This is a genomic window from Streptomyces flaveus (assembly GCF_014647675.1).
Lineage (GTDB): Bacteria > Actinomycetota > Actinomycetes > Streptomycetales > Streptomycetaceae > Streptomyces > Streptomyces flaveus.
Genome location: NZ_BMPQ01000005.1, coordinates 347,459 through 366,935, shown reverse-complemented (window position 1 = coordinate 366,935; position 19,477 = coordinate 347,459). Strand labels below are relative to the sequence as shown.

Below are 19,477 nucleotides of genomic sequence, written 5' to 3'. Positions count from 1 at the left end.
ATGGCTCGGGACCGACCGCGTAGGCAGCCCCCGGACATCGGCCCCCGGAGGCGTACGAAGTGGGGGGCGCGCCGCTGTCTAGTTCAAGCGCCGGTGGCTCGCGCCGTGGCGCGCATCCCCCATGCAGGTGAGTTGAGACCTCTTCGAAACATGACCCCTTCGGCAGGCCCATGCGCCCCGACAAGTGACGTACTGTCATTGAATCGCTCAACTACCTTCTCTTCCAAGACAATTGAGTGCTCTCGACCATGCAGAAACGTGCCTGTCAACGAGTGAATATGCGTCCGCACTACCCCACCGCATGAGCCCTACTATCGGCTCGCCATGACAGCAGCAGGGAAGCACCAGGTGAGCCGGGCCGAGACCACCCGTCGAGGCAGTCGGCCGGGCCGGGCGGGCATCAGAGACGTGGCCGCGGCCGCCGGAGTCTCCATCACGACCGTGTCCGACGCACTCAACGGCAAGGGCCGGCTCCCGGACGCCACCCGACGCCATGTCCGCGAGGTCGCCGACCGGCTGGGCTATCGCCCCTCCGCCGCGGCCCGCACGCTCCGTACCGGAAAGTCGGGCCTCATCGGCCTGACTGTCACGACCTACGGGGATGAACCTTTCACCTTCACGGAGTTCGCGTACTTCGCGGAGATGGCCAGAGCCGCCACCTCGGCCGCGCTCGCCCGGGGCTACGCCCTGGTCATCCTCCCCGCCACCTCGCGCCACGACGTGTGGTCGAACGTGGCCCTGGACGGGACCGTGGTCATCGACCCCTCCGACCAGGACCCCGTCGTCAGCGAACTGGTCCGCCAGGGTTTACCGGTGGTCTCCGACGGCCGCCCGGCCGGCTCGCTCCCGGTGACCGCCTGGGTGGACAACGACCACGAAGCCGCGGTCATGGGCATCCTCGACCATCTGGCCGACGCGGGCGCCCGCCGGATCGGCCTGCTCACCGGGACCTCCACGGACACGTACACGCATCTGTCGACGACCGCGTACCTGCGCTGGTGCGAGCGTGTCGGCCAGGATCCGGTGTACGAGGCCTACCCTGCGCACGATCCCTGCGCGGGAGCCGCTGCCGCAGACCGGCTGCTCGCCCGGCCCGACCGGCCCGACGCCGTGTACGGGCTGTTCGACCCGAACGGCACCGACCTCCTCGCGGCCGCCCGCCGTTACGGTCTGCGCGTACCGGAGGATCTACTGCTCGTCTGCTGCAGCGAGTCCGCCGTGTACGCCAACACCGAGCCGCCCCTCACCACTCTTTCACTCAAGCCGCGCCACATCGGCACGGCCGTGGTCCAGCTCCTCATCGACGCCATCGAGGGAGTCGCATCAGACCAACCGGTCGAGCAGGTGATACCCACGGAGCTGATCGTGCGGACCTCCTCCGAGCGACGGCCGCCGCGTACGACCGTCAGCCCGCCCCGATCACCGGAAGAAGAGTGACGTCAGGCGGTGACATCCAGTGTGAAAGCCCTTCCAATTCGGGAGAAAACCACGGTGAACCGGGGTCCTGCCCCGATTCACCACCCCTGGGTCATCACATGGCGCGATCCGCATTCCTATGATGGGCGCACGACACCGCGGGCCGCTGCGACCAGGCAGTCCGATGCGGTGCAGATGCGGCGCGATGGTGGTGGAGGGGTCGATGACTCAGGGGGCCGGTCAGGGACCCGAAGTGCGGACGCCGACGGTGCGCGACTTCCGCGTGCCTGCGTACGTCCACGAAGCCGATCCGTATACGCAGCCGTCCGGCCCTTACACCCAGCCTGGACCTCACCCGCAACAGCCGCCTCATGCGCAGCAGATGCCTCCCGGTGAGGGCACCAGACCGGGCGAGGACCCTGAGGGCTACACGCCGACGCAACGCGATCTGCCCGTCATCAACCGCGGTGACACCCTTCAGATGCCGATCAGCCCCGAAGCCGCGACCGTCCCGCAGTCCACCGAAGGGCCGGGCCCGCTGTACGTCGTCGGCGATGTGCACGGCTATCTCGACGAACTCGTCGCCGCGCTGCGCGAGAAGGGCCTCATCGACATCGACGGCCGCTGGTCGGCGGGCACCGCACGGCTGTGGTTCCTCGGGGACTTCACCGACCGAGGGCCCGACGGCATCGGCGTCATCGACCTCGTGATGCGGCTGTCCGCCGAGGCCGCCGCGGCCGGCGGCTACTGCAAGGCACTGATGGGCAATCACGAGCTGCTGCTGCTCGGCGCCAAGCGATTCGGCGACACCCCCGTCAACTCCGGTGCAGGTACAGCCACTTTCCAGGCCGCCTGGCTGCTCAACGGCGGCCAGAAGACCGACATGGAACGCCTCGAGGACCACCATCTGCAATGGATGGCCCGACTCGACGCGATGGAGCTGGCGGACGGACACCTTCTGGTGCACTCCGACACCACCGCCTATCTCGACTACGGCGACTCCATCGAAGCGGTCAACGACACCGTCCGCGAAGCCCTCACACGCAACGACGCGGACGAATGCTGGGACCTCTTCCGCAAGTTCACCAAGCGCTTCGCGTTCCGCGACGACGGGGGCGCCCAGGCCGTGCGCGAACTCCTCGACATGTACGGCGGCTCCCGCATCGTCCATGGTCACAGCCCCATTCCGTATCTCCTCGGCGAGGCCGGTTCGGAAGACGACGACGATGCCGCGGGCCCTGTGGTCGAAGGACCGCATGTGTACGCCGACGGGCTGGCCATCGCGATGGACGGCGGCGTGACCATGGCCGGAAAGCTACTGGTCCAGCAACTGCCCTTGGATAGCTGACCCTTCTCCGGGCAGGCGTTCTCCCACCGGGGACGGTGCCGGCCAAGGGGCAATTTCTGGAAACCCCCTGTCACCGCGTGCTGTCCCCGCTCTACCATCGGCTTATCCGTAGCAGGCTCCCCTCCGTTTCTGCCCGACGGCTCGTCAGCATGCCGAGCCCCAAGCCCTACGGAGCATCGGGGGATGCACATGAACAGCGTTCCGCAGCACCTGCTGAGCGAGGACCGCCAAGAGTACGAGCGGATCCTCGATGAGGCGCTGCGCTCCGCACCACACCGTCCGGAACTCGCCGCTGTAGGCCAGCGGCTCAACCCCGAACAACTGCGCACCATGGCGCTCAACGCCTCCGCTCTCATCACGGCCGCCGCGGCGACCGAATATCAGCACTACGTGAAGGTCCGCGAGGAACAGCGCCAGCCGGCGCCACCCACCCCACGTGTCCACGAAGGATCCGGATCCACGGACCCGGGCACACGTGCGGTGGGACTCACCGCCACAGTGGGGGAGGCGGCCGAGACCGCCGGGGCAGGCGCCACCGCCGTCGCCGCGGTACTCACTCCCGTCCTCGCCGGTACCGCCTCGGCGATCTTCCTGCTCGTCGGCTACCTCCTGAAGATGCTGAACCCCGAGCCGGCGTTCGCCCAGACTCTCCTCACCACCGGGTGGGTCTTCGGCGCGGTGACCGCGGCGGCGATCCTGATCGCCGCGGTCGGGCTGCTGCTCACCGCCCTGCGCAACGGAGAGAGCTCACTGCAGGCCGGCGCGCAGAGCGAGAGCAGCGAGGAAGTGACCCGGGCCAGGGAAGCCTGGCGCGAGGCCCTACTGGAGCGCGGCATCATGCCGTTCCTCCGAGAGGCACTCGCCGACCCTGGCTCAGCGGCCCTCGGCCGTACGACACCGCCGCAGCCGACCAGCCGAATCCCTCACCTCGGCTACAACCGCCCGGGCTTCAGCAGCCCCGACGGCGGCCCCGCGGCGGGCCCCCGCCCCAGCTACTCGAGCCCGGACTTCTCCAGCCCGGACTTCGGGGGACCGGAGCATCAGCCGGAGTAGCAGCGACCGGGGCGATACCGAAAGCAGCCGAACCGGGACCCGGAACTTCCGGTCGGACGGACAAGCCGCACGGGCACCCCGGCCCACGACCACAAAGTCGAGGGCCGGAGCCCGGAGCGGTGCGCTGCCGCCGTGCCCGGACCAGGCTCAGTCCGCGAGCGGCAGATACACCCGGTTACCCGCAGCTGCGAACTCTTTCGACTTCTGCACCATGCCTTCCTCGATCTCCGTCTGCGTACCGCCGTGTTCGCGGCGGATGTCGTGGGAGATCTTCATCGAGGACAGTTTCAGGCCTGAGTGCAAACACCGCTCACCAGTTCGTCCAGGGCGTGTGTAGGAAGGCGCACAGCAAGCGAGTTCGCGGTTGCAGGCCTACTCTGGGAGCAGGGTGGGGCGCGCTCAGCGCCTCCGGGGCTCGTCTACTGGGGGCCCACATGGAACAGCTCCAAGCTGTACAGCAAGTAGACCGCTACGTACACGAGCGGCGTACGACGGACCAGAGGTTCGTCGGCTGGGGCATCTATTTCTTCCTCCTCTCGTGGGTCACGCTGGGCATCTACGTGATCGTGATGTTCTATCGCCGGCTCAACCGCGCAGACCTCTTCAGAGACCGCCGCATGCACTACTACAACGCGGTCATCGAGGCCTCGAAACAGTACGCCGAGGAACATGGCCAATACGGTGCCAGCCATGACGACCTGAACGACCTGCAACGCTTCGTCAAAGAACACTTCGAGGACGACCACAAACCGATCAAGGCTGGGCTATCGCTCTTCTTGTCCTTCATCACGCTCGGGATCTACGGCTGCATCGCGACCTATAGGCTCATGCGCTTCTGGTGGCAGATCCAGCTCACCGAGCAAGACTTCTACGACAAGCTGAGCGTCACGTGGACGAAACTCGGCATCCTCCGGTACCCCGTGACCTTCGAACCCGTCCCGGCCTTGAACCGCAGCTTCGGCATGCACTTCCTGCTCTCGTTCGTCACGCTCGGGATCTACGGCATCGTGTGGGACTACCAGCTCCACACCGACCCGGAGAAGCTCTACCCCGAAGTGCACTCCGCCGAGGACACCATCCTCAACACGCTGCGGAGCATCGGTCCGGCGCTGCCTCAGTAAGAGCCCTACCCAATGGCAGTCCGTCCGACGAAGCGCCGTCCCACGAAGCCGAAGCTCCCGGAACGGCGCTCATCTCCGCTTCAGTCCGCCAGCGGCAGGTAGACCCTGTTCCCGCTCGCCGCGAACTCCTTCGACTTCTGCAGCATCCCCTCAGCGACCTCCTCGGCCGTCGCTCCCGCAGCAGCCGTACCGCCGAACTGCTCTGTGATGCTTTGGCTAATCTTCATCGAACAGAACTTCGGCCCGCACATCGAGCAGAAGTGGGCCGTCTTGGCGGGCTCGGCCGGGAGGGTTTCGTCGTGGAATTCTCGGGCCGTGTCAGGGTCGAGGGCCAGATTGAACTGATCCTCCCAGCGGAACTCGAAGCGGGCGTCGGACAGCGCGTCGTCCCATTCCTGCGCACCTGGGTGCCCCTTGGCGAGGTCGGCTGCGTGGGCGGCGATCTTGTAGGTGATGACGCCAGTCTTGACGTCGTCGCGGTTGGGCAGGCCCAAGTGTTCCTTGGGCGTGACATAGCAGAGCATGGCCGTGCCCCACCAGGCGATCATCGCGGCACCGATGCCGGAGGTGATGTGGTCGTATGCCGGCGCGACGTCCGTCGTCAGCGGGCCGAGCGTATAGAACGGAGCTTCATCACAGATCTCCTGCTGAAGGTCGATGTTCTCCTTGATCTTGTGCATCGGGACATGTCCCGGGCCCTCGATCATGGTCTGTACGTTGAAACGCTTGGCGATCGTGTTGAGTTCCCCGAGCGTCCTCAACTCCGCGAACTGAGCTGCGTCGTTGGCGTCCGCGATCGAGCCGGGCCGCAGCCCGTCGCCGAGCGAGTACGTGACGTCGTAGGCGGCCAGGATCTCGCACAGCTCCTCGAAGTTCTCGTAGAGGAACGACTCCTTGTGGTGCGCGAGGCACCAGGCCGCCATGATCGAGCCGCCACGCGAGACGATGCCGGTCTTGCGGTTCGCGGTGAGCGGTACGTACGGCAGGCGCACGCCCGCGTGCACGGTCATGTAGTCCACGCCTTGCTCGGCCTGCTCGATGACCGTGTCTTTGTAGATCTCCCAGGTCAGCTCCTCGGCGCGGCCGTCGACCTTCTCGAGCGCCTGGTAGAGCGGGACCGTGCCGATGGGGACGGGGGAGTTGCGCAGCACCCACTCGCGGGTGGTGTGAATATTGCGGCCGGTGGACAGGTCCATGACCGTATCGGCGCCCCAGTGGGTCGCCCAGGTCATCTTCTCGACCTCCTCCTCGATGGAGGAAGTGACCGCCGAATTACCGATGTTGGCGTTGACTTTCACCAGGAATCGCTTACCGATGATCATCGGCTCGATCTCCGGATGGTTGACGTTCGCGGGCAGCACGGCTCGTCCGGCGGCGATTTCCTCGCGTACGACCTCGGGCTCGACGTTCTCGCGGACCGCCACGAATTCCATTTCCGGTGTGATCTCGCCACGTCGTGCGTACGCGAGTTGCGTGACGGCCGTACCGCTGCGGCCTCGGCGTGGCTGGCGCGGACGCCCAGGGAAGACAGCGTCGAGGTTGCGCAGTCCGCCGCGCGGCGAGGTGTGCTTGATCCCGTCGTCCTCGGGGCGGAGGGGACGGCCCGCATACTCCTCGGTGTCGCCGCGGGCGATGATCCAGTTCTCGCGCAGTGGCGCCAGGCCCCTGCGGACATCGGTGTCGACGGTCGGATCGGTGTACGGGCCGGAGGTGTCGTACAGGGTGACTGACTGCCCGTTGGTGAGGTGCACCTGACGGACCGGCACCCGCAGGTCGGGGCGCGAGCCCTCGACGTATGCCTTGTGCCAGCCGATGGACTTCCCGGCCTCGCCGTTCCCGGACGAGGCGGAATCCCCGTCCGTGTGGCTGGAGGCAGGCGTGCGTACGTCCTTGTTGGTCATGAGACCTACTCCCTACGCCGGCATTACCCGGTAACAGGTTCAGCGGTCGACGCAGCGGTTTCCGTACGGCGATGTTCCACGTGAAACATCGCTGGGACGGAGGTCAGCGCCCTCTCAGCCCGGTGCTCCGAGCTCCCGCGTGTACAAAAGGCCCTTCCACGCTAGCGTCATATTGGGCGCGCTGAACAGTGGGCCCCTTCCGTTCTTGCGATGATCGGTCGGTGACTACGACGCATCAGCCCCCGCTTCCCCCGTCCGAACCGCCGTACGGGCCCGGCCCCGGCGACAACCACGGCTCTGGTGACGGTCATGGCCACAGCCATGCGCACAGCCATGGCCATGGTCCTCCAGCCCCTGTGTCCAAACACTTGCGCAAGATCATCGCCGCGGTGCTGATTCCCTTCGCCACGGCGGTCGTTGTAGGCCTGGCCGTGCTGTGGCCAGGCGGTGCTCCACCCCATGAACGCACCGGCGTCGGCTTCGACCGGCAGACCCAGCAGGCCACGGTGACCAAGGTCGACGAGGTGGACTGCAAGTCCGTCAACGCCTCGGGAGGCACTCCGACCGGCGACACCTCGACCGCAGAGGGCTCCTCCGCTCAGCAGCAGGCGAACGGCATCTGCAAGAAGGCGACGGTCCGGGTCGACACCGGCAAGGACAAGGGCCGTACCTTCACGGAGATCGTCCAGCCAGACTCGTCGCGGCAGCTGAGCCAGGGGCAGGAAGTGATCGTGGCGTACGCGCCCGACGCCCCCAAGGATCTTCAGTACTCGGTCACCGATGTGAACCGCAGGCTCCCGATGGCGCTGCTCGCCGGGATCTTCGCGCTCGCCGTGGTCGTGGTGGGCCGGATGCGCGGCGTCATGGCGCTGATCTCGCTTGCCGTCAGCTTCCTTCTCCTGACGTTCTTCATCCTGCCCGCGATACTTCAGGGATCGAACCCCCTGGTCGTGGCGGTCGTCGGGGCGAGCGCCATCATGCTGATCGCGCTCTACGCCTGCCATGGGCTCTCCGCCCGAACATCGGTCGCGGTGCTCGGAACCCTGCTGTCGCTGTTGCTGATCGGGCTTCTCGGCTCCCTGTTCATCGACTGGTCCGCACTCACCGGCAACACGGACGACAACACCGGTCTGATCCATGGCTTGTACCCGTCCATCGACATGAGCGGTCTGCTGCTCGCGGGCGTCATCATCGGTTCGCTCGGTGTGCTCGACGATGTGACGGTGACGCAGACGTCGGCGGTCTGGGAGCTGCACGCGGCCAATCCGTCGATGGGCTGGCGCGGGCTGTACCGCGCGGGTATCCGTATCGGCCGCGACCACATCGCGTCCGTCGTCAACACGCTCGTTCTCGCGTACGCAGGCGCCGCGCTTCCCTTGTTGCTGCTGTTCTCGATCGCGCAGAGCGGCGTGGGGACGGTGGCCAACAGTGAGCTGGTCGCCGAGGAGATCGTGCGTACGCTCGTCGGCTCGATCGGCCTGGTCGCCTCCGTACCGGTCACCACGGCCCTGGCCGCTCTCGTGGTCTCGGCGGACCGCCCCGGCTCCGTGTCCCCGACGCAGACACCTACGCAGGCACAACCACCGGAGCAGGCACAGGCAGGCGTCAGGACGCCGGTGCTCGGCGGAAGGGGACGCCGCCGCAAGCGCTGAAGCGTTACGGCACTCTGAGTGCCGTACGACCGTACGACTCAGCCCGCGCTCTGTTCCTCCGCCAGGATGCGGTCCAGGGCCTCGTCGAGATGCGTGTCGAAGTTGGCGAGAGAGTGCTCCTGTCCCAGTGGCACCAGCTTGTCCGTGCGGTCCAGGAACGCCACGAGCGGCACCGCACCGCAGCGGAACAGCGCTTGGTCGACGCCCACTTGGAGCCGGATCAGCACATCGCCGAACCCCTCGGAGCCGGCGGGCGCAATGTGCACATCGCCGACTCCACACGGCCGCCCCACTCCGTCGATCAGCAGCTCCCGGCCGAAAGCCCAGGTCACCGGGGCATCGCCGGGCAGGTGGAAGGTCAGCCGTACGGCATAGGGATCAGAGGTCTCGTATCGAAGCTCCACCGGAATGCGGAAGGAGAGCTCCTCCGACACGAGAAAGCTCATCATGATCTCTGCCTGTACTGCTGACTCGCGCATCGCCTACCCCACCGTCTGCCGTTGCCTGGCCAGGAACCATCCACCTGACACTGCTGGCATCTTGCTGAACGTACACATCAGATCACAAGGAGTGAGTTTTCAGATGCTGATAGAGAGGGCGAGTGTCCCTGGCAGCCTGCCGATCTCGTTCTGCAACTGCCGTGCCGCGGGCAGCAGTCGGTCCGCCTGGTGTGCGGGCAGTGAGATGGCCATCGAGCCGACCGTGGTGCCCGCGGTGATCGGAATCGCGGCGCAGACCGTCCCCAACGCATATTCCTGCCGCTCGACCACGGGCTGCATGCGCTTTGCCCCGTCGAGGCGCCGCAACAGAATGTAATCGTCACGCACCGTGTACGGAGTGATCGACTGCACGGGATACCGGTCGAGGTGGTCGCGGCGGGCCTCCTCGTCGAGCTGGGACAGCAGGCACTGGCCGATCGCGTGAGCGTGCCCGGTCTCGCGGAAATCTGCCCACTCCTCTACCGCCGGATTGGCGGGGGTGTCGGCGACGCACTGGACGTCGATCTCGCCCTCTCGGTAGACCGCGTAGTACACGGGCACCCCGATCGAATCGCGCCACTGCGCGAGCGCGTCGACGACCGTGCTGCGACGTTTCTGCCGGGCGGCGCTGCTGCTGAGTCGCTCGGCCGCCTCACCGAGGAAGAACAGGCCCTTCTCGCGGCGCAGATAGCCTTCGTGGGCGAGGGTGCGCAGCAGGTGGTATGCCGTGGGCAGCGCGAGGTGGGTCTCGCGGGCCAGTTGCTTGGCGGGCGCCCCGTGCTCGTGCTGGGCGGCGGATTCCAGGAGGCGCATCGCACGCTGCACGGATCCGATGAGTGTCGTGGGGTTCGGCTCGGTGGAAGGGACGTTCGGTCCTGGGGATGCGGTGTCAGCAGTGGCCAAGGGTCACTCCCTAAGCGCGAGGGGGCCACCCGTGCGGGGGTGTCACGGGAGGGGTCTGTGCGCCGCCCGCGGGGATCAACCCCGCGTCGAATTCCGGACTTTAACTGCCCGCCACCGCTCGCGGACGGCCTGCCCCGAAACTTCCCTCCCCCGAGGGAATCGTTGATTCCTGTTATTGCCGACCGGTTGTCGGCAACCCCCTGCGGCAGCCCGTCTGCCCGCTTCCGCCGCGTACGAGCTGCTCCACCAGGCGCTCTACCAGTCGCTCCGTGACGACGAGCTCGCCATGAACTTCCGTACGACGTACATGACTCCGCCGACCAGCGCCACGAACACCAGCACCTTGAAGAGCAGGCCGATCACGAACCCGACGACGCTCGCTATCACGCCGCCGAACACGACCAGAGCGATGACCGGCACCGCGACCCACTTCACCCACCACGGCATCCCCGCGAAGATTTCACCCATCGCCCTTGTTCCTTGTCTCTCTGCCCGTCGCCCCCTGCTGAGGGGGCGACGGGTCTCGAATGTCCTGCCTTCGATGCTAGGCGCGACAGGGGTGTCGACGGGGGCCTGGCACCCCTTGCCCTCCCCTGATCGTTCCCCTAGGGAACCCTGAGACCGGACGTCAGCTCTCCGGTGGAGAGAAGACCACCAGAACCCGCAGATCCTCGCTGATGTGGTGGAACTTGTGGGCTACCCCCGCAGGCACATAGACGACGCTGCCGCGCGCCACCTGGGTCGTCTCCATGCCCACCGTGATCGCGGCGCGGCCGCTCACGACGAAGTACACCTCGTCCTGGCGGTGGGGCTGCTGCGGGTCCTGCGTGCCCGCGTTCAGCGCGTACAGGCCGACCGACATGTTCTTCTCGCGCAGAAACTGGAGATACGCACCGTCGTTGGCGGCGCGCTCCGCCTCCAGTTCATCCAGCCGGAATGCCTTCATCGCCCTCGTCCGCACTAGTTACCGATCTCGTCTGCCACGATCAGACACATGAAGAATTTCGTAGTCAAGACGATCGCCAACGCGGGCGCTCTCGCCGTCGCCGTTTGGATACTCGACAAGATCACCCTGACCGGCGACAGCACGGGCAAGGAGATCGGCACACTGCTTCTCGTGGCGCTGATCTTCGGCGTGGTGAACTTCCTGGTCAAGCCGATCGTGAAGGTGCTTACCTTCCCGCTGTTCATCCTCACCCTCGGCCTGATCACCCTGGTGATCAACGCTCTGATGCTGCTGCTCACCTCATGGCTCGCGGACAAGCTCGACCTGAGCTTCCATGTCGAGGGATTCTGGACCGCCGTCCTGGGCGGCCTGATCATCTCGATCGTCTCCTGGGCGCTGAACGTCGTCCTCCCCGACAAGGACTGAGCGACCCTGATGCCCTATCGCGTGTGCTTCGTCTGTACCGGCAACATCTGCCGCTCCCCGATGGCCGAATCCGTCTTCCGCGCGCGTGTGGCGGAGGCCGGGCTCGACGGACTGATCGAGGTGGACAGCGCCGGCACCGGCGGCTGGCACGAAGGAGACGGCGCCGACCCGCGCACCGTTTCCGTCCTGGAGGCGAACGGCTACGACAGCGACCACACGGCCCGCCAGTTCCGGGCCTCGTGGTTCTCCCGGCTCGACTTGGTCATCGCGCTCGACAGCAGTCATCTGGAGGCCCTGCGACGCCTCGCGCCGACCTCGGCGGACGCGGAGAAGGTCCAGCTCCTGCGCTCGTACTCCCGCCCGTCGCCCGACCACCACCCCTCAACGAGTGCTTCGCACACCCCTTCTGAATCCGCAGGCCACGACCTCGACGTACCGGACCCCTACTACGGAGGTATGGACGGCTTCGAGGAGTGCCTTGAGATGATCGAGGCGGCGAGCGTCGGTCTGCTCGCCGCGGCTCAGAAACACGTGGAGGGAGAAGCGGCATGACGGATGCCGATACGGGGCCGGGCGACGGCACACGCGCGGTGCGGGCCGGGCTGCCCGACCCCGTCAAGCACGAGCCGACCCTCCCGGGGCCGGTCTTCGCCGCCCACTACCACCTGCCGGGGGACCCCACGGGCCCGTACGCCTACGGCCGTGACGAGAACCCGACCTGGACCCACCTGGAGCGCGCCATCGGCGAGCTGGAGGCGCCGGGCCAGGGCGGCGTCGAGACGCTCGTGTTCGCCTCGGGCGTGGCCGCCGCCTCGGCGGTCCTCTTCTCACAGCTGGGTACTGGTGACACGGTCGTGCTGCCCAGCGACGGCTACCAGGTGCTGCCGCTCATACGCGAGCAGCTCGAGGCGTACGGCATCGAGGTGCGCACCGCGCCGACCGGAGGCGACGCACAACTCGGCGTACTCGACGGCGCGAAGCTGCTGTGGATCGAGAGCCCGTCGAACCCTGGGCTCGATGTGTGCGACATCCGGCGGCTCGCCGCGGCGGCACGCGCGCATGGCTGCCTGGTCGCCGTCGACAACACCCTGGCGACCCCGCTCGGACAGCGCCCGCTGGAACTCGGCGCCGACTTCTCGATGGCCAGCGGCACCAAGCAGCTCACCGGGCACGGGGACATCCTGCTGGGGTACGTAACTGGTGGCGACGCCTCAGCCATGGCCGCCGTACGGCGCTGGCGCAAGATCGTCGGTGCCATTCCGGGGCCGATGGAGGCCTGGCTCGCACACCGCTCCATCGCCACGCTCCAACTGCGCGTCGACCGGCAGAACGCCACCGCCCTGACACTGGCCGAGGCGCTGCACGGCCGGGACGAAGTGACGGGACTGCGCTATCCGGGGCTGCCCGACGATCCCTCGTACAAGATCGCCTCGCAGCAAATGAAACGCTACGGGTGTGTGGTGTCGTTTTCGTTGCCCACGCGCGCGCGTGCCGACCGTTTTCTCGAGGCGCTGCGCCTGGTGGACGGTGCGACGAGCTTCGGCGGGGTGCGGTCCACGGCCGAGCGGCGCGGACGGTGGGGCGGGGATGCGGTCGGGGAGGGCTTCATCCGGTTTTCGGTCGGCGCCGAGGATCCCGGGGACCTGGTGGCGGATGTGCTCCGCGCCCTCGATGAGTCGGCGCGGTGACGGCTTCCTGAGCGACCGATCAGTAACCCGAAATCGGACGGCGGACGGTCCGAGCCTCCCCCCTCGTGGCTCGGACCGTCCCGGTTCTGCGCGCGAAGAACCGCGCGAACAAGGCTAGTTGACTCTGTGTCAGTGTCCAATCACAGTAGCGACAGAGACCTATCGACTTATTTATAGTTGAGCGCTGCCGTGGGGCTGCAGAGAGGGGCGACACACCATGGATCTGGCCTTGCTACGGACCTTCGTGACCGTGCACCGGGCCGGCTCCTTCACCCGCGCCGCCGCGCTGCTCGGCCTCTCGCAGCCGGCCGTCACCTCCCAGATCCGCACCCTGGAACGTCAACTGGGGCGGCCCCTCTTTCTGCGCCAGGCCCGCGGCGTGACACCCACGACCATCGGCGACGAGCTCGCCCACAAGGCCGCCCCGCACCTGGACGCCCTTGTGGAGATCGCCGAGACCGGCCTCGACGAAACCTCCTCCGTACGTACCCTTCACTTGGCCGGCCCGCCGGAGTTCACCGCCGAACGTGCCCTGCCCGCGCTGACAGAGCTGACCGGAGACGACGGCCAGGGCCTCGCTTTGCGGGCCTCATTCGGCAATGCCGAGGAGACGCTGGAGGGGCTCGCCGCCGGACATCACGATCTGGCCATCAGTACGGCCCGTCCGCGCGGTGCCCTGCTCACGGCGACTCCGCTCTGCGACGAGGAGCACGTCCTGGTCGCCTCGCCGCGCTGGGAGGCCCGTATCGGCTCCGGCAAGCTGCTCTGCGAGGGCGCGCCCGTCCTGGAGAACTTCCCCGTGGTGGAGGTGCACGAGTCGCTGCCGTTCGTCGCCCGCTACTGGGCCGCCGTCTTCGACTGCCGCCCGGCAGCGTCGGGCACCGTCATCGTCCCCGACCTGCGTGCGGTCCTCGCCTGTGCGATCACCGGCGCGGGGCTCGCGGTGTTGCCCCGCTATCTGTGCGCAACGGCGCTGGAGTGCGGCGACGTGGTGGCACTGCTCGAACCCGCGGTGCCCCCGTTGCGTACGTACTTCCTGGTGGTACGCACCGGCACGCTCGCCATGCCACATATCGCACGAGCGCACGAATGGTTGCTTCAGGCCGCCACCGACTGGTCATGACGGGGATGTTTCACGTGGAACCAGCGGGGCCACATTTCTTCCATGACCGTCCGACCCGTGGTCAAGCGCACCGCCCGCGCCGTCCTGCTGGACGGCGACGACCTGGTCCTGATCAAGCGAACCAAGCCCGGCGTGGATCCCTACTGGCTGACGCCCGGCGGCGGGGTCGAGCCGGAGGACACATCCGTCGTCGACGCACTCCACCGTGAAGTCCACGAAGAGCTCGGCGCCAAGATCACTGACGTGGTGCCCTGCTTCGTCGACACCGTCGAGCACATCGGCGAGGACGCCAGCACCACCGGCGTGAAAGTACAGCACTTCTTCGTGTGCCGGCTGGAGTCGATGGACCCCTCCCAGCGCCATGGCCCCGAGATCGACGAGCCGAGCGGCGAATACGAGATCGTACGCATTCCCTTCACACGGGTGGGGATCGCCTCCGTCCATCTCGTACCGCTGTCGCTGCGGCACTATCTGGACGGCAACATCGAGGGCGTACGGGCACTGCACGCGCCTGACTTGGGCTGACGTCCCGCTCCTCAGGTGGGCGGCGGGGTCAGTCCACGGCCGCGACGAGTTCCTCCACCGAGTCGTGTCGTATCCGCTCCGACGGGATGCCGATGTCTCTCAGCGTGTGCACACCGCTGCGGATCATGCCGGGCGGGCCCGAGAGATACGCGTCGAACTCGTTCCACGGCCCGTACTCCCGTATGGCGTCGGGGAGCTGGACATGCGCCTGCTGGTCGACGATCGGGCGGACCGCGAGCCAGGGGTGGATCTGCTGGAGCCGCAGCATCGTGTCGATGTCGTACAGGTCGTGATCGGTGCGGGCACCGTAGAAGACCTCAACTGGGCGCCGCTCGCCATGCTCGGCAACGTCCTCGACCAGTGCCTTGATGGGGGCGATCCCGGTGCCGCCGCCCAGGCAGAGCAGCCCGCTGTCGGTGGTGTGGTCGACGGTCATCGACCCGGACGGCGGGCCGAGCCGGATGATGTCGCCGGGCCGGGCATGGTGCACGAGTGCGTTGGAGACCCAGCCCGCCGGGACCGCTTTCACGTGGAAGGACAGCAGCCCGTCGGAGCGGGGTGCCGAGGCGAAGGAGTAGTGCCGCCAGATCCGCGGCCACCAGGGCGTCTCCAGGCTGGTGTACTGCCCGGCCAGGAAGGGGTACGGCTGGTCGGGGCGGACCGTGATGACGGCGACGTCAGGGGTTCTGAGGTCGTGCGAGACGACCTCGGCATGCCACCAGGCCGGGGCGAGCAGCTCGTCCGCGGCCGCGGCATCGATCATGATCTGCGAGATCGTCGTATATGTCCGGACCCAGGCCGCCTCGGTCTCCTCGTCCCAGATCGCCGAGGCGTGCTGGCTCAGGGAGCCGATGAGGCACTCGCCGACAGCCGGATAGTGCTCGGGTCGGGTGCCGTACTTGCGGTGCCCGCGACCGAGGTTCTGCAGATACGCGACCAGGACCTCGGTGTTGTCAATGTGCTCGGCCGCGGTCAGCAGCGCCTTGAGCAGCCGGTCCCGCTGGGTGTCCATCGCGGCCGGGAACAGCGGGCGCAGGTCGGGGTGGCGTACGAAGAGCAGAGCGTAGAAGTACGAGGTGACCTTGTCGGCGATGGGGGCCACCTCGGCCATGGTGCGGCGGACACGGACGGCGTCGGGGGACGCAGGATGAGAGGGGGCGGATCGCTGTTCGGGGAGGAGGGGTTGAGGGTCCGGCTGGTACGGGGTGGTGGTCTCGCCGGGGGCGTCGGTCGGGGAGGCGTTGGTGGTGTCGGCCCTGGCTTCGGTGTTGGCGGCGTCGGCCGGGTCGGCTTCCGCGACGGGAGATATTCGTTTCTGCGCTGCCTTGCCGTTGTCCGTCGCCGGCCTGCCCACGGGGCGCAACGCGGCCAGACGGCTACCCCCGGTCGGCTCCTGCTCGCCGCCCACGGGCGGCTCCGGCTGCCTGCGCGGCGTGAACCAGCCGCCCTCGCCGTTGCCCCCTGAAGTGCCGTTGTCGGCCGACGTGGTGGTCGGAGCGTCCATGCTGTGCCTCGCCTCGAACATCTTTCGGTCGGTCTGCGCACTTCCTCGATCGGAAGATGCCTGCTTTCCCCCGCAGACGGCTTTTTTCCGTTCTGTCCCGCTGGCCAATTCGGGCACATTCGAACCCGAAATCCCGCCCCCTACGGACAAGTAAGGCAAGAGTGTGACAATGGCCGCACTACCGCCATCGCAGCGTCCCACCCTTCGCCAACATCCTGGCCGCATTACGGAGAATGCGGGTCTTCGATCTCTCTGTCCCGTTAGGCTGTGTTGACCTGCGCTCGTTCCCCGCGGGACATGCGCGCGACACGCGCACATCACACCGGAACCGGAGTCGACCCTACCGGTCACGGTCCGCCGCACAAGTCCCCAGTTTCCTGCGCCTGGAATTGCCAGAGACCGAACCGGCAATTCCTTCAATTACCGGGAACGTTCGACTAGTTGATAGGCATCCAACAGATCACGCCCCACGTAGGAGTGCGTGGCCAGCCCCGTCAGATGCTGATCCGCATTGACGGCGACGGATACCGGAACCGCCCCGAACAGGTCCTTGTCCGACATCGAGTCGCCGTACGCAATACAGTCCGCCCGTCCCAGTCCGTACTCCGCGCAGAGCCGGTCCGCGATCTGCACCTTGGCGGCGGCGCTCAGAATCCCCGCCGGATCCACGGGCTCGGTGAACGGCACGGCAGGGAAGCGCGAACCGTGAGCCGCGTGCGCACCCCACTCCGTCAACCGCTCCACGAAGAACGACGGCGACAGCGAGATGACGGCGCAGTAGTCGCCGCTCCCCCTGATCTCCGCCCAGACGTCCTCAATGCCCGACAGCCAAGGAGCGCCTGCGAAGGCCGCTGCCACATGTGCCTCGGTGAGTTCCGCCCAGAGGGCATGCACACGCGTCGCATACTCCGGCGGGCTTATACGCCCCGCACCGATCGCCTTGTCGAGCGCCACCGTCTCGGCTTCCAGCCCGAGTTGCCGGGAAATCTCCACGGGCGCCGAGCTGCCGTGCAGCAACGTCCCGTCCAGATCGAAGAGATGAAGTCTCGCCATGTACGCCGAGGCTAGTACGTGGGGTTACTCCCGCGGTCAGACGTCCTCACCGCTCCCGCCCGGCACGGTGTTTCACGTGAAACTAACCCGCCCCGCACGCCGGGCCACCCTCGTTGTCCATGTAGCCGCTTCCGCATGCTGGCTCGGGCTCACGCTCGGGCTGCTCGTGCTCGGAATCACTGCGGCCATCACAGGTTCCGCAGTGACCGTGGAGGCTTCCGTCCGCGCCATGAAGCTCTTCGCCGACTGGCTCCTGCTCCCCCTCGCGTTCCTTACCTTCCTCAGCGGTCTGGTGCTGTCCCTGGGCACCCCGTGGGGCCTGGCGAGGCACCGATGGGTCTACACGAAGTTCTGGCTGACTCTGGCCACGGTGACCGCCACAGTCTTCGCGCTGCGTCCTGGAGTCAACTCCGCGGTCGCCGCCGTCTCCGCGGGCGGACCGCTGCCCGACGTCAGCGAGGTACTGGCCGGGCCGATCGTCTCGCTGTCCGCCTATGGCTTCATGACGGTGATCTCGGTCCTCAAGCCCTGGGGCCTGACCAGGCGTGGTCAAAATCTGCGCAAGGCCGCCCGGAAACCGGTGGACGCCGAGCGCACCAGTCAGACAGCCTGACAAGCGTGCCGACTCCTTCCCTCGCCGCCCTGCCCATCCGCCGTCTGACGCCGCGTGACCTCGCCGCATGCGCCGACTTGTCCGAGAACCGGGGCTGGCCCCGCGAGGAGCACAAGTGGGGTCTGCTACTGGCGGCAGGCAGGGGTTATGCCATCAACGACCCGGACGGCGGCCTCGTCAGCGCCTGCGTCGTGACCTCGTACGGACCACGGGAGCGCCCCGATCTGGCCGCCATCGGCATGGTGCTGGTCGCCGAACGGTACGCCCGGCAAGGCGTTGGTCGCCGCCTGATGCAGCACGTTGTCACGGAACTGGGCACCACCCCGCTGACCCTGCACGCGACGCCGTACGGCCGCCCCCTGTACGAGGAGCTGGGCTTCAAGGCCACTGGCCGGGCCGAGATGGTCCGCGGGCACTTCACGCCCGGCGGTCCGGAGCCCGAGGCCACCACGCGTGCGGCCACGGCCGAGGACCTTCCCGCGATCCTCCGGCTCGACGAAGAAATCTTCGGCACCGACCGCACGCACATGATCACGCGACTGCCGGCCTTCGCCGACCAACTGCGCGTCGCCGAGGAGGACGGGCAGATCACCGGGTACGCGGCCGCCTGGCCCAATTTGGACAACCATGTCGTGGGCCCGCTGATCGCCCGGGACACGGAGACGGCGAAGGCGCTCATCGCCTCGCTGGCCGCCCACACCAACCACGTACTGCGCACGGATATCGACGTACGGCACGAGGAACTGCTGGCGTGGGTCAAGGCCCGCGGCCTCGCCTCCACCAGCTTCAACGCGGTCATGACGTACAGCATCGCGGAACTCCCCGGCGACTGGACGCGCCGGTTCGCTCCCCTGACGGTGGCGGCAGGCTGAGCCACCTTGTACGAGACTGCCCGGGCCGCGGATCAGCGGCCGGACGGCGTTCCCTCCGTCCGTCGGGCTCCGCGGCTGCCACGACGATGCTCGGGACGTCGGCGCGGCGCTCCAGGGCGGCCTACAGTACGGCGAGCAGCAGGGCCGCGGCGGCGAGAGCGGCGCCGACCCAGTTGGGGCGGTACCGAGGCGGGCCTCAAACTCCCAGAAGAGACGCGTCGCCCCACCAACGGCGCCGCCCTGCGTGAGGCACTCGACGAAGCGGCCAGAATCCCGAACTGGCCTCGCTGGTCCGTGTCGTGGAGTCGGTGAGCGTGTCCGCCTCCACGCCCGCACAGAGCACGCCTGCGCAGGACGTGCCCGCATAGGCTGCCGCCATGGGAGACCTCGAGATACGACCCGCTGTCGCGGAGGACGTCCCGGTCATCGTCGCGATGCTCGCCGACGATCCGCTGGGCGCCCAGCGCGAATCACCGGACGACCTGTCCCCGTACCTGACCGCACTGAACCGCCTGAGCGGTGACCCGAACCAGCACTTGGTCGTCGCCGTACGCAAAGGCCGCGTCGTCGGCACCCTCCAGCTCACGATCGTTCCCGGCCTGTCCCGCAAGGGAGCGACTCGCTCGATCATCGAAGGCGTGCGCGTTCACGTCGACGAGCGCGGCAGCGGCCTGGGTTCCCGTCTCATCGAATGGGCCGTCGACCAGTCCCGGCGCGAGGGCTGCCAGTTGGTCCAGCTGACCTCCGACGCCACCCGCGCCGACGCCCACCGGTTCTACGAACGCCTCGGGTTCACGGCCTCCCATGTGGGGTTCAAGCTGCCTCTCTGAGGCGGTGTATGCATCCCGCGGAGG

General features: G+C 67.5%; 21 protein-coding genes and 2 pseudogenes. 14 read left to right on the top strand and 9 right to left on the bottom strand.

What is annotated here, in order from left to right; genetic code table 11:
• The first annotated feature begins 324 nt into the window (after positions 1-324).
• The 3 genes from IEZ21_RS13610 (at position 325) to IEZ21_RS13600 (ending at position 3,817) form a co-directional block, all read left to right on the top strand.
• Positions 325-1,437, top strand: coding sequence for a LacI family DNA-binding transcriptional regulator (locus IEZ21_RS13610; protein ID WP_189322120.1), 1,113 nt, complete (start codon positions 325-327; stop codon positions 1,435-1,437).
• Positions 1,438-1,639: 202 nt separating this feature from the next.
• Positions 1,640-2,764, top strand: coding sequence for a metallophosphoesterase (locus IEZ21_RS13605; RefSeq protein WP_189322119.1), 1,125 nt, complete (start codon positions 1,640-1,642; stop codon positions 2,762-2,764).
• Positions 2,765-2,947: 183 nt separating this feature from the next.
• Positions 2,948-3,817: a hypothetical protein gene (locus IEZ21_RS13600; protein WP_189322118.1), complete on the top strand. Its 870-nt coding sequence runs from the start codon at positions 2,948-2,950 to the stop codon at positions 3,815-3,817.
• A 147-nt stretch (positions 3,818-3,964) separates the two neighbouring features.
• Here the strand turns inward: IEZ21_RS13600 and IEZ21_RS48410 are convergent, their stop codons facing one another.
• Positions 3,965-4,093, bottom strand: a complete 129-nt coding sequence (locus IEZ21_RS48410; protein ID WP_281193210.1) for a hypothetical protein — start codon at positions 4,091-4,093, stop codon at positions 3,965-3,967.
• Between the two features lie 158 nt (positions 4,094-4,251).
• Between IEZ21_RS48410 and IEZ21_RS13595 the strand changes: the two genes are divergently transcribed.
• Positions 4,252-4,938, top strand: a complete 687-nt coding sequence (locus IEZ21_RS13595; protein ID WP_189322117.1) for a DUF4234 domain-containing protein — start codon at positions 4,252-4,254, stop codon at positions 4,936-4,938.
• Positions 4,939-5,018: 80 nt separating this feature from the next.
• Here the strand turns inward: IEZ21_RS13595 and thiC are convergent, their stop codons facing one another.
• Positions 5,019-6,839 (bottom strand): phosphomethylpyrimidine synthase ThiC, encoded by a 1,821-nt coding sequence (gene thiC, locus IEZ21_RS13590; RefSeq protein ID WP_246567678.1) that lies wholly within the window; start codon positions 6,837-6,839, stop codon positions 5,019-5,021.
• 221 nt (positions 6,840-7,060) lie between these two features.
• Between thiC and IEZ21_RS13585 the strand changes: the two genes are divergently transcribed.
• Positions 7,061-8,491, top strand: a complete 1,431-nt coding sequence (locus tag IEZ21_RS13585; protein ID WP_189322116.1) for a YibE/F family protein — start codon at positions 7,061-7,063, stop codon at positions 8,489-8,491.
• A gap of 38 nt (positions 8,492-8,529) precedes the next feature.
• On the opposite strand, the gene IEZ21_RS13580 is transcribed toward IEZ21_RS13585, so the two are convergent.
• The 4 genes from IEZ21_RS13580 to IEZ21_RS13565 form a co-directional block, all read right to left on the bottom strand.
• The gene (locus tag IEZ21_RS13580) at positions 8,530-8,970 is read right to left on the bottom strand and encodes an SsgA family sporulation/cell division regulator (protein WP_189322115.1); all 441 of its coding nucleotides are present in this window, start codon (positions 8,968-8,970) and stop codon (positions 8,530-8,532) included.
• A 99-nt stretch (positions 8,971-9,069) separates the two neighbouring features.
• Positions 9,070-9,783: an IclR family transcriptional regulator gene (locus tag IEZ21_RS13575; protein ID WP_189322279.1), complete on the bottom strand. Its 714-nt coding sequence runs from the start codon at positions 9,781-9,783 to the stop codon at positions 9,070-9,072.
• Positions 9,784-10,128: 345 nt separating this feature from the next.
• Entirely contained in the window at positions 10,129-10,341 is a 213-nt protein-coding gene (locus IEZ21_RS13570) for a DUF5326 family protein (RefSeq protein ID WP_033321270.1), read from the bottom strand.
• Positions 10,342-10,501: 160 nt separating this feature from the next.
• On the bottom strand, positions 10,502-10,819 hold the full coding sequence (locus tag IEZ21_RS13565) for a cupin domain-containing protein (RefSeq protein WP_033321271.1): 318 nt from the start codon (positions 10,817-10,819) through the stop codon (positions 10,502-10,504).
• Positions 10,820-10,867: 48 nt separating this feature from the next.
• On the opposite strand from IEZ21_RS13565, the gene IEZ21_RS13560 reads away from it, so the two are divergent.
• The 5 genes from IEZ21_RS13560 to IEZ21_RS13540 all read left to right on the top strand — a co-directional run bounded on the left by IEZ21_RS13560 (position 10,868) and on the right by IEZ21_RS13540 (position 14,581).
• Complete coding sequence (locus IEZ21_RS13560) at positions 10,868-11,245, top strand: phage holin family protein (RefSeq protein WP_189322114.1); 378 nt, start codon at positions 10,868-10,870, stop codon at positions 11,243-11,245.
• Between the two features lie 9 nt (positions 11,246-11,254).
• Positions 11,255-11,797 (top strand): low molecular weight protein-tyrosine-phosphatase, encoded by a 543-nt coding sequence (locus tag IEZ21_RS13555; RefSeq protein WP_189322113.1) that lies wholly within the window; start codon positions 11,255-11,257, stop codon positions 11,795-11,797.
• A complete protein-coding gene (locus tag IEZ21_RS13550; RefSeq protein ID WP_189322112.1) occupies positions 11,794-12,933 on the top strand; it encodes a cystathionine gamma-lyase in 1,140 nt (379 codons plus the stop codon). Before IEZ21_RS13555 ends, IEZ21_RS13550 begins: the two co-directional genes overlap by 4 nt.
• 217 nt (positions 12,934-13,150) lie before the next feature.
• Complete coding sequence (locus IEZ21_RS13545) at positions 13,151-14,056, top strand: LysR family transcriptional regulator (protein ID WP_189322111.1); 906 nt, start codon at positions 13,151-13,153, stop codon at positions 14,054-14,056.
• Positions 14,057-14,098: 42 nt separating this feature from the next.
• A complete protein-coding gene (locus IEZ21_RS13540) occupies positions 14,099-14,581 on the top strand; it encodes an NUDIX domain-containing protein (RefSeq protein WP_033321276.1) in 483 nt (160 codons plus the stop codon).
• A 28-nt stretch (positions 14,582-14,609) separates the two neighbouring features.
• Here IEZ21_RS13540 and IEZ21_RS13535 read toward each other — a convergent pair whose 3' ends face one another.
• The gene (locus tag IEZ21_RS13535) at positions 14,610-16,085 is read right to left on the bottom strand and encodes a globin domain-containing protein (protein ID WP_246567676.1); all 1,476 of its coding nucleotides are present in this window, start codon (positions 16,083-16,085) and stop codon (positions 14,610-14,612) included.
• A gap of 420 nt (positions 16,086-16,505) precedes the next feature.
• The gene (locus tag IEZ21_RS13530; RefSeq protein ID WP_189322109.1) at positions 16,506-17,138 is read right to left on the bottom strand and encodes an HAD family hydrolase; all 633 of its coding nucleotides are present in this window, start codon (positions 17,136-17,138) and stop codon (positions 16,506-16,508) included.
• Between the two features lie 76 nt (positions 17,139-17,214).
• On the opposite strand from IEZ21_RS13530, the gene IEZ21_RS13525 reads away from it, so the two are divergent.
• Together IEZ21_RS13525 and IEZ21_RS13520 are read left to right on the top strand one after the other, a co-directional pair.
• Positions 17,215-17,751, top strand: a complete 537-nt coding sequence (locus IEZ21_RS13525; RefSeq protein WP_189322108.1) for a DUF2269 family protein — start codon at positions 17,215-17,217, stop codon at positions 17,749-17,751.
• A 5-nt stretch (positions 17,752-17,756) separates the two neighbouring features.
• Complete coding sequence (locus tag IEZ21_RS13520; protein ID WP_189322107.1) at positions 17,757-18,623, top strand: GNAT family N-acetyltransferase; 867 nt, start codon at positions 17,757-17,759, stop codon at positions 18,621-18,623.
• Positions 18,624-18,675: 52 nt separating this feature from the next.
• Here IEZ21_RS13520 and IEZ21_RS48800 read toward each other — a convergent pair.
• Positions 18,676-18,801: pseudogene (locus tag IEZ21_RS48800) on the bottom strand (MFS transporter); the annotation flags it as partial.
• Between the two features lie 5 nt (positions 18,802-18,806).
• On the opposite strand from IEZ21_RS48800, the pseudogene IEZ21_RS47550 reads away from it, so the two are divergent.
• Both IEZ21_RS47550 and IEZ21_RS13515 read left to right on the top strand, forming a co-directional pair.
• A pseudogene (locus IEZ21_RS47550) lies at positions 18,807-18,991 on the top strand (hypothetical protein); the annotation flags it as partial.
• Between the two features lie 9 nt (positions 18,992-19,000).
• Positions 19,001-19,453, top strand: coding sequence for a GNAT family N-acetyltransferase (locus IEZ21_RS13515; protein WP_189322106.1), 453 nt, complete (start codon positions 19,001-19,003; stop codon positions 19,451-19,453).
• Positions 19,454-19,477 lie beyond the last annotated feature (24 nt).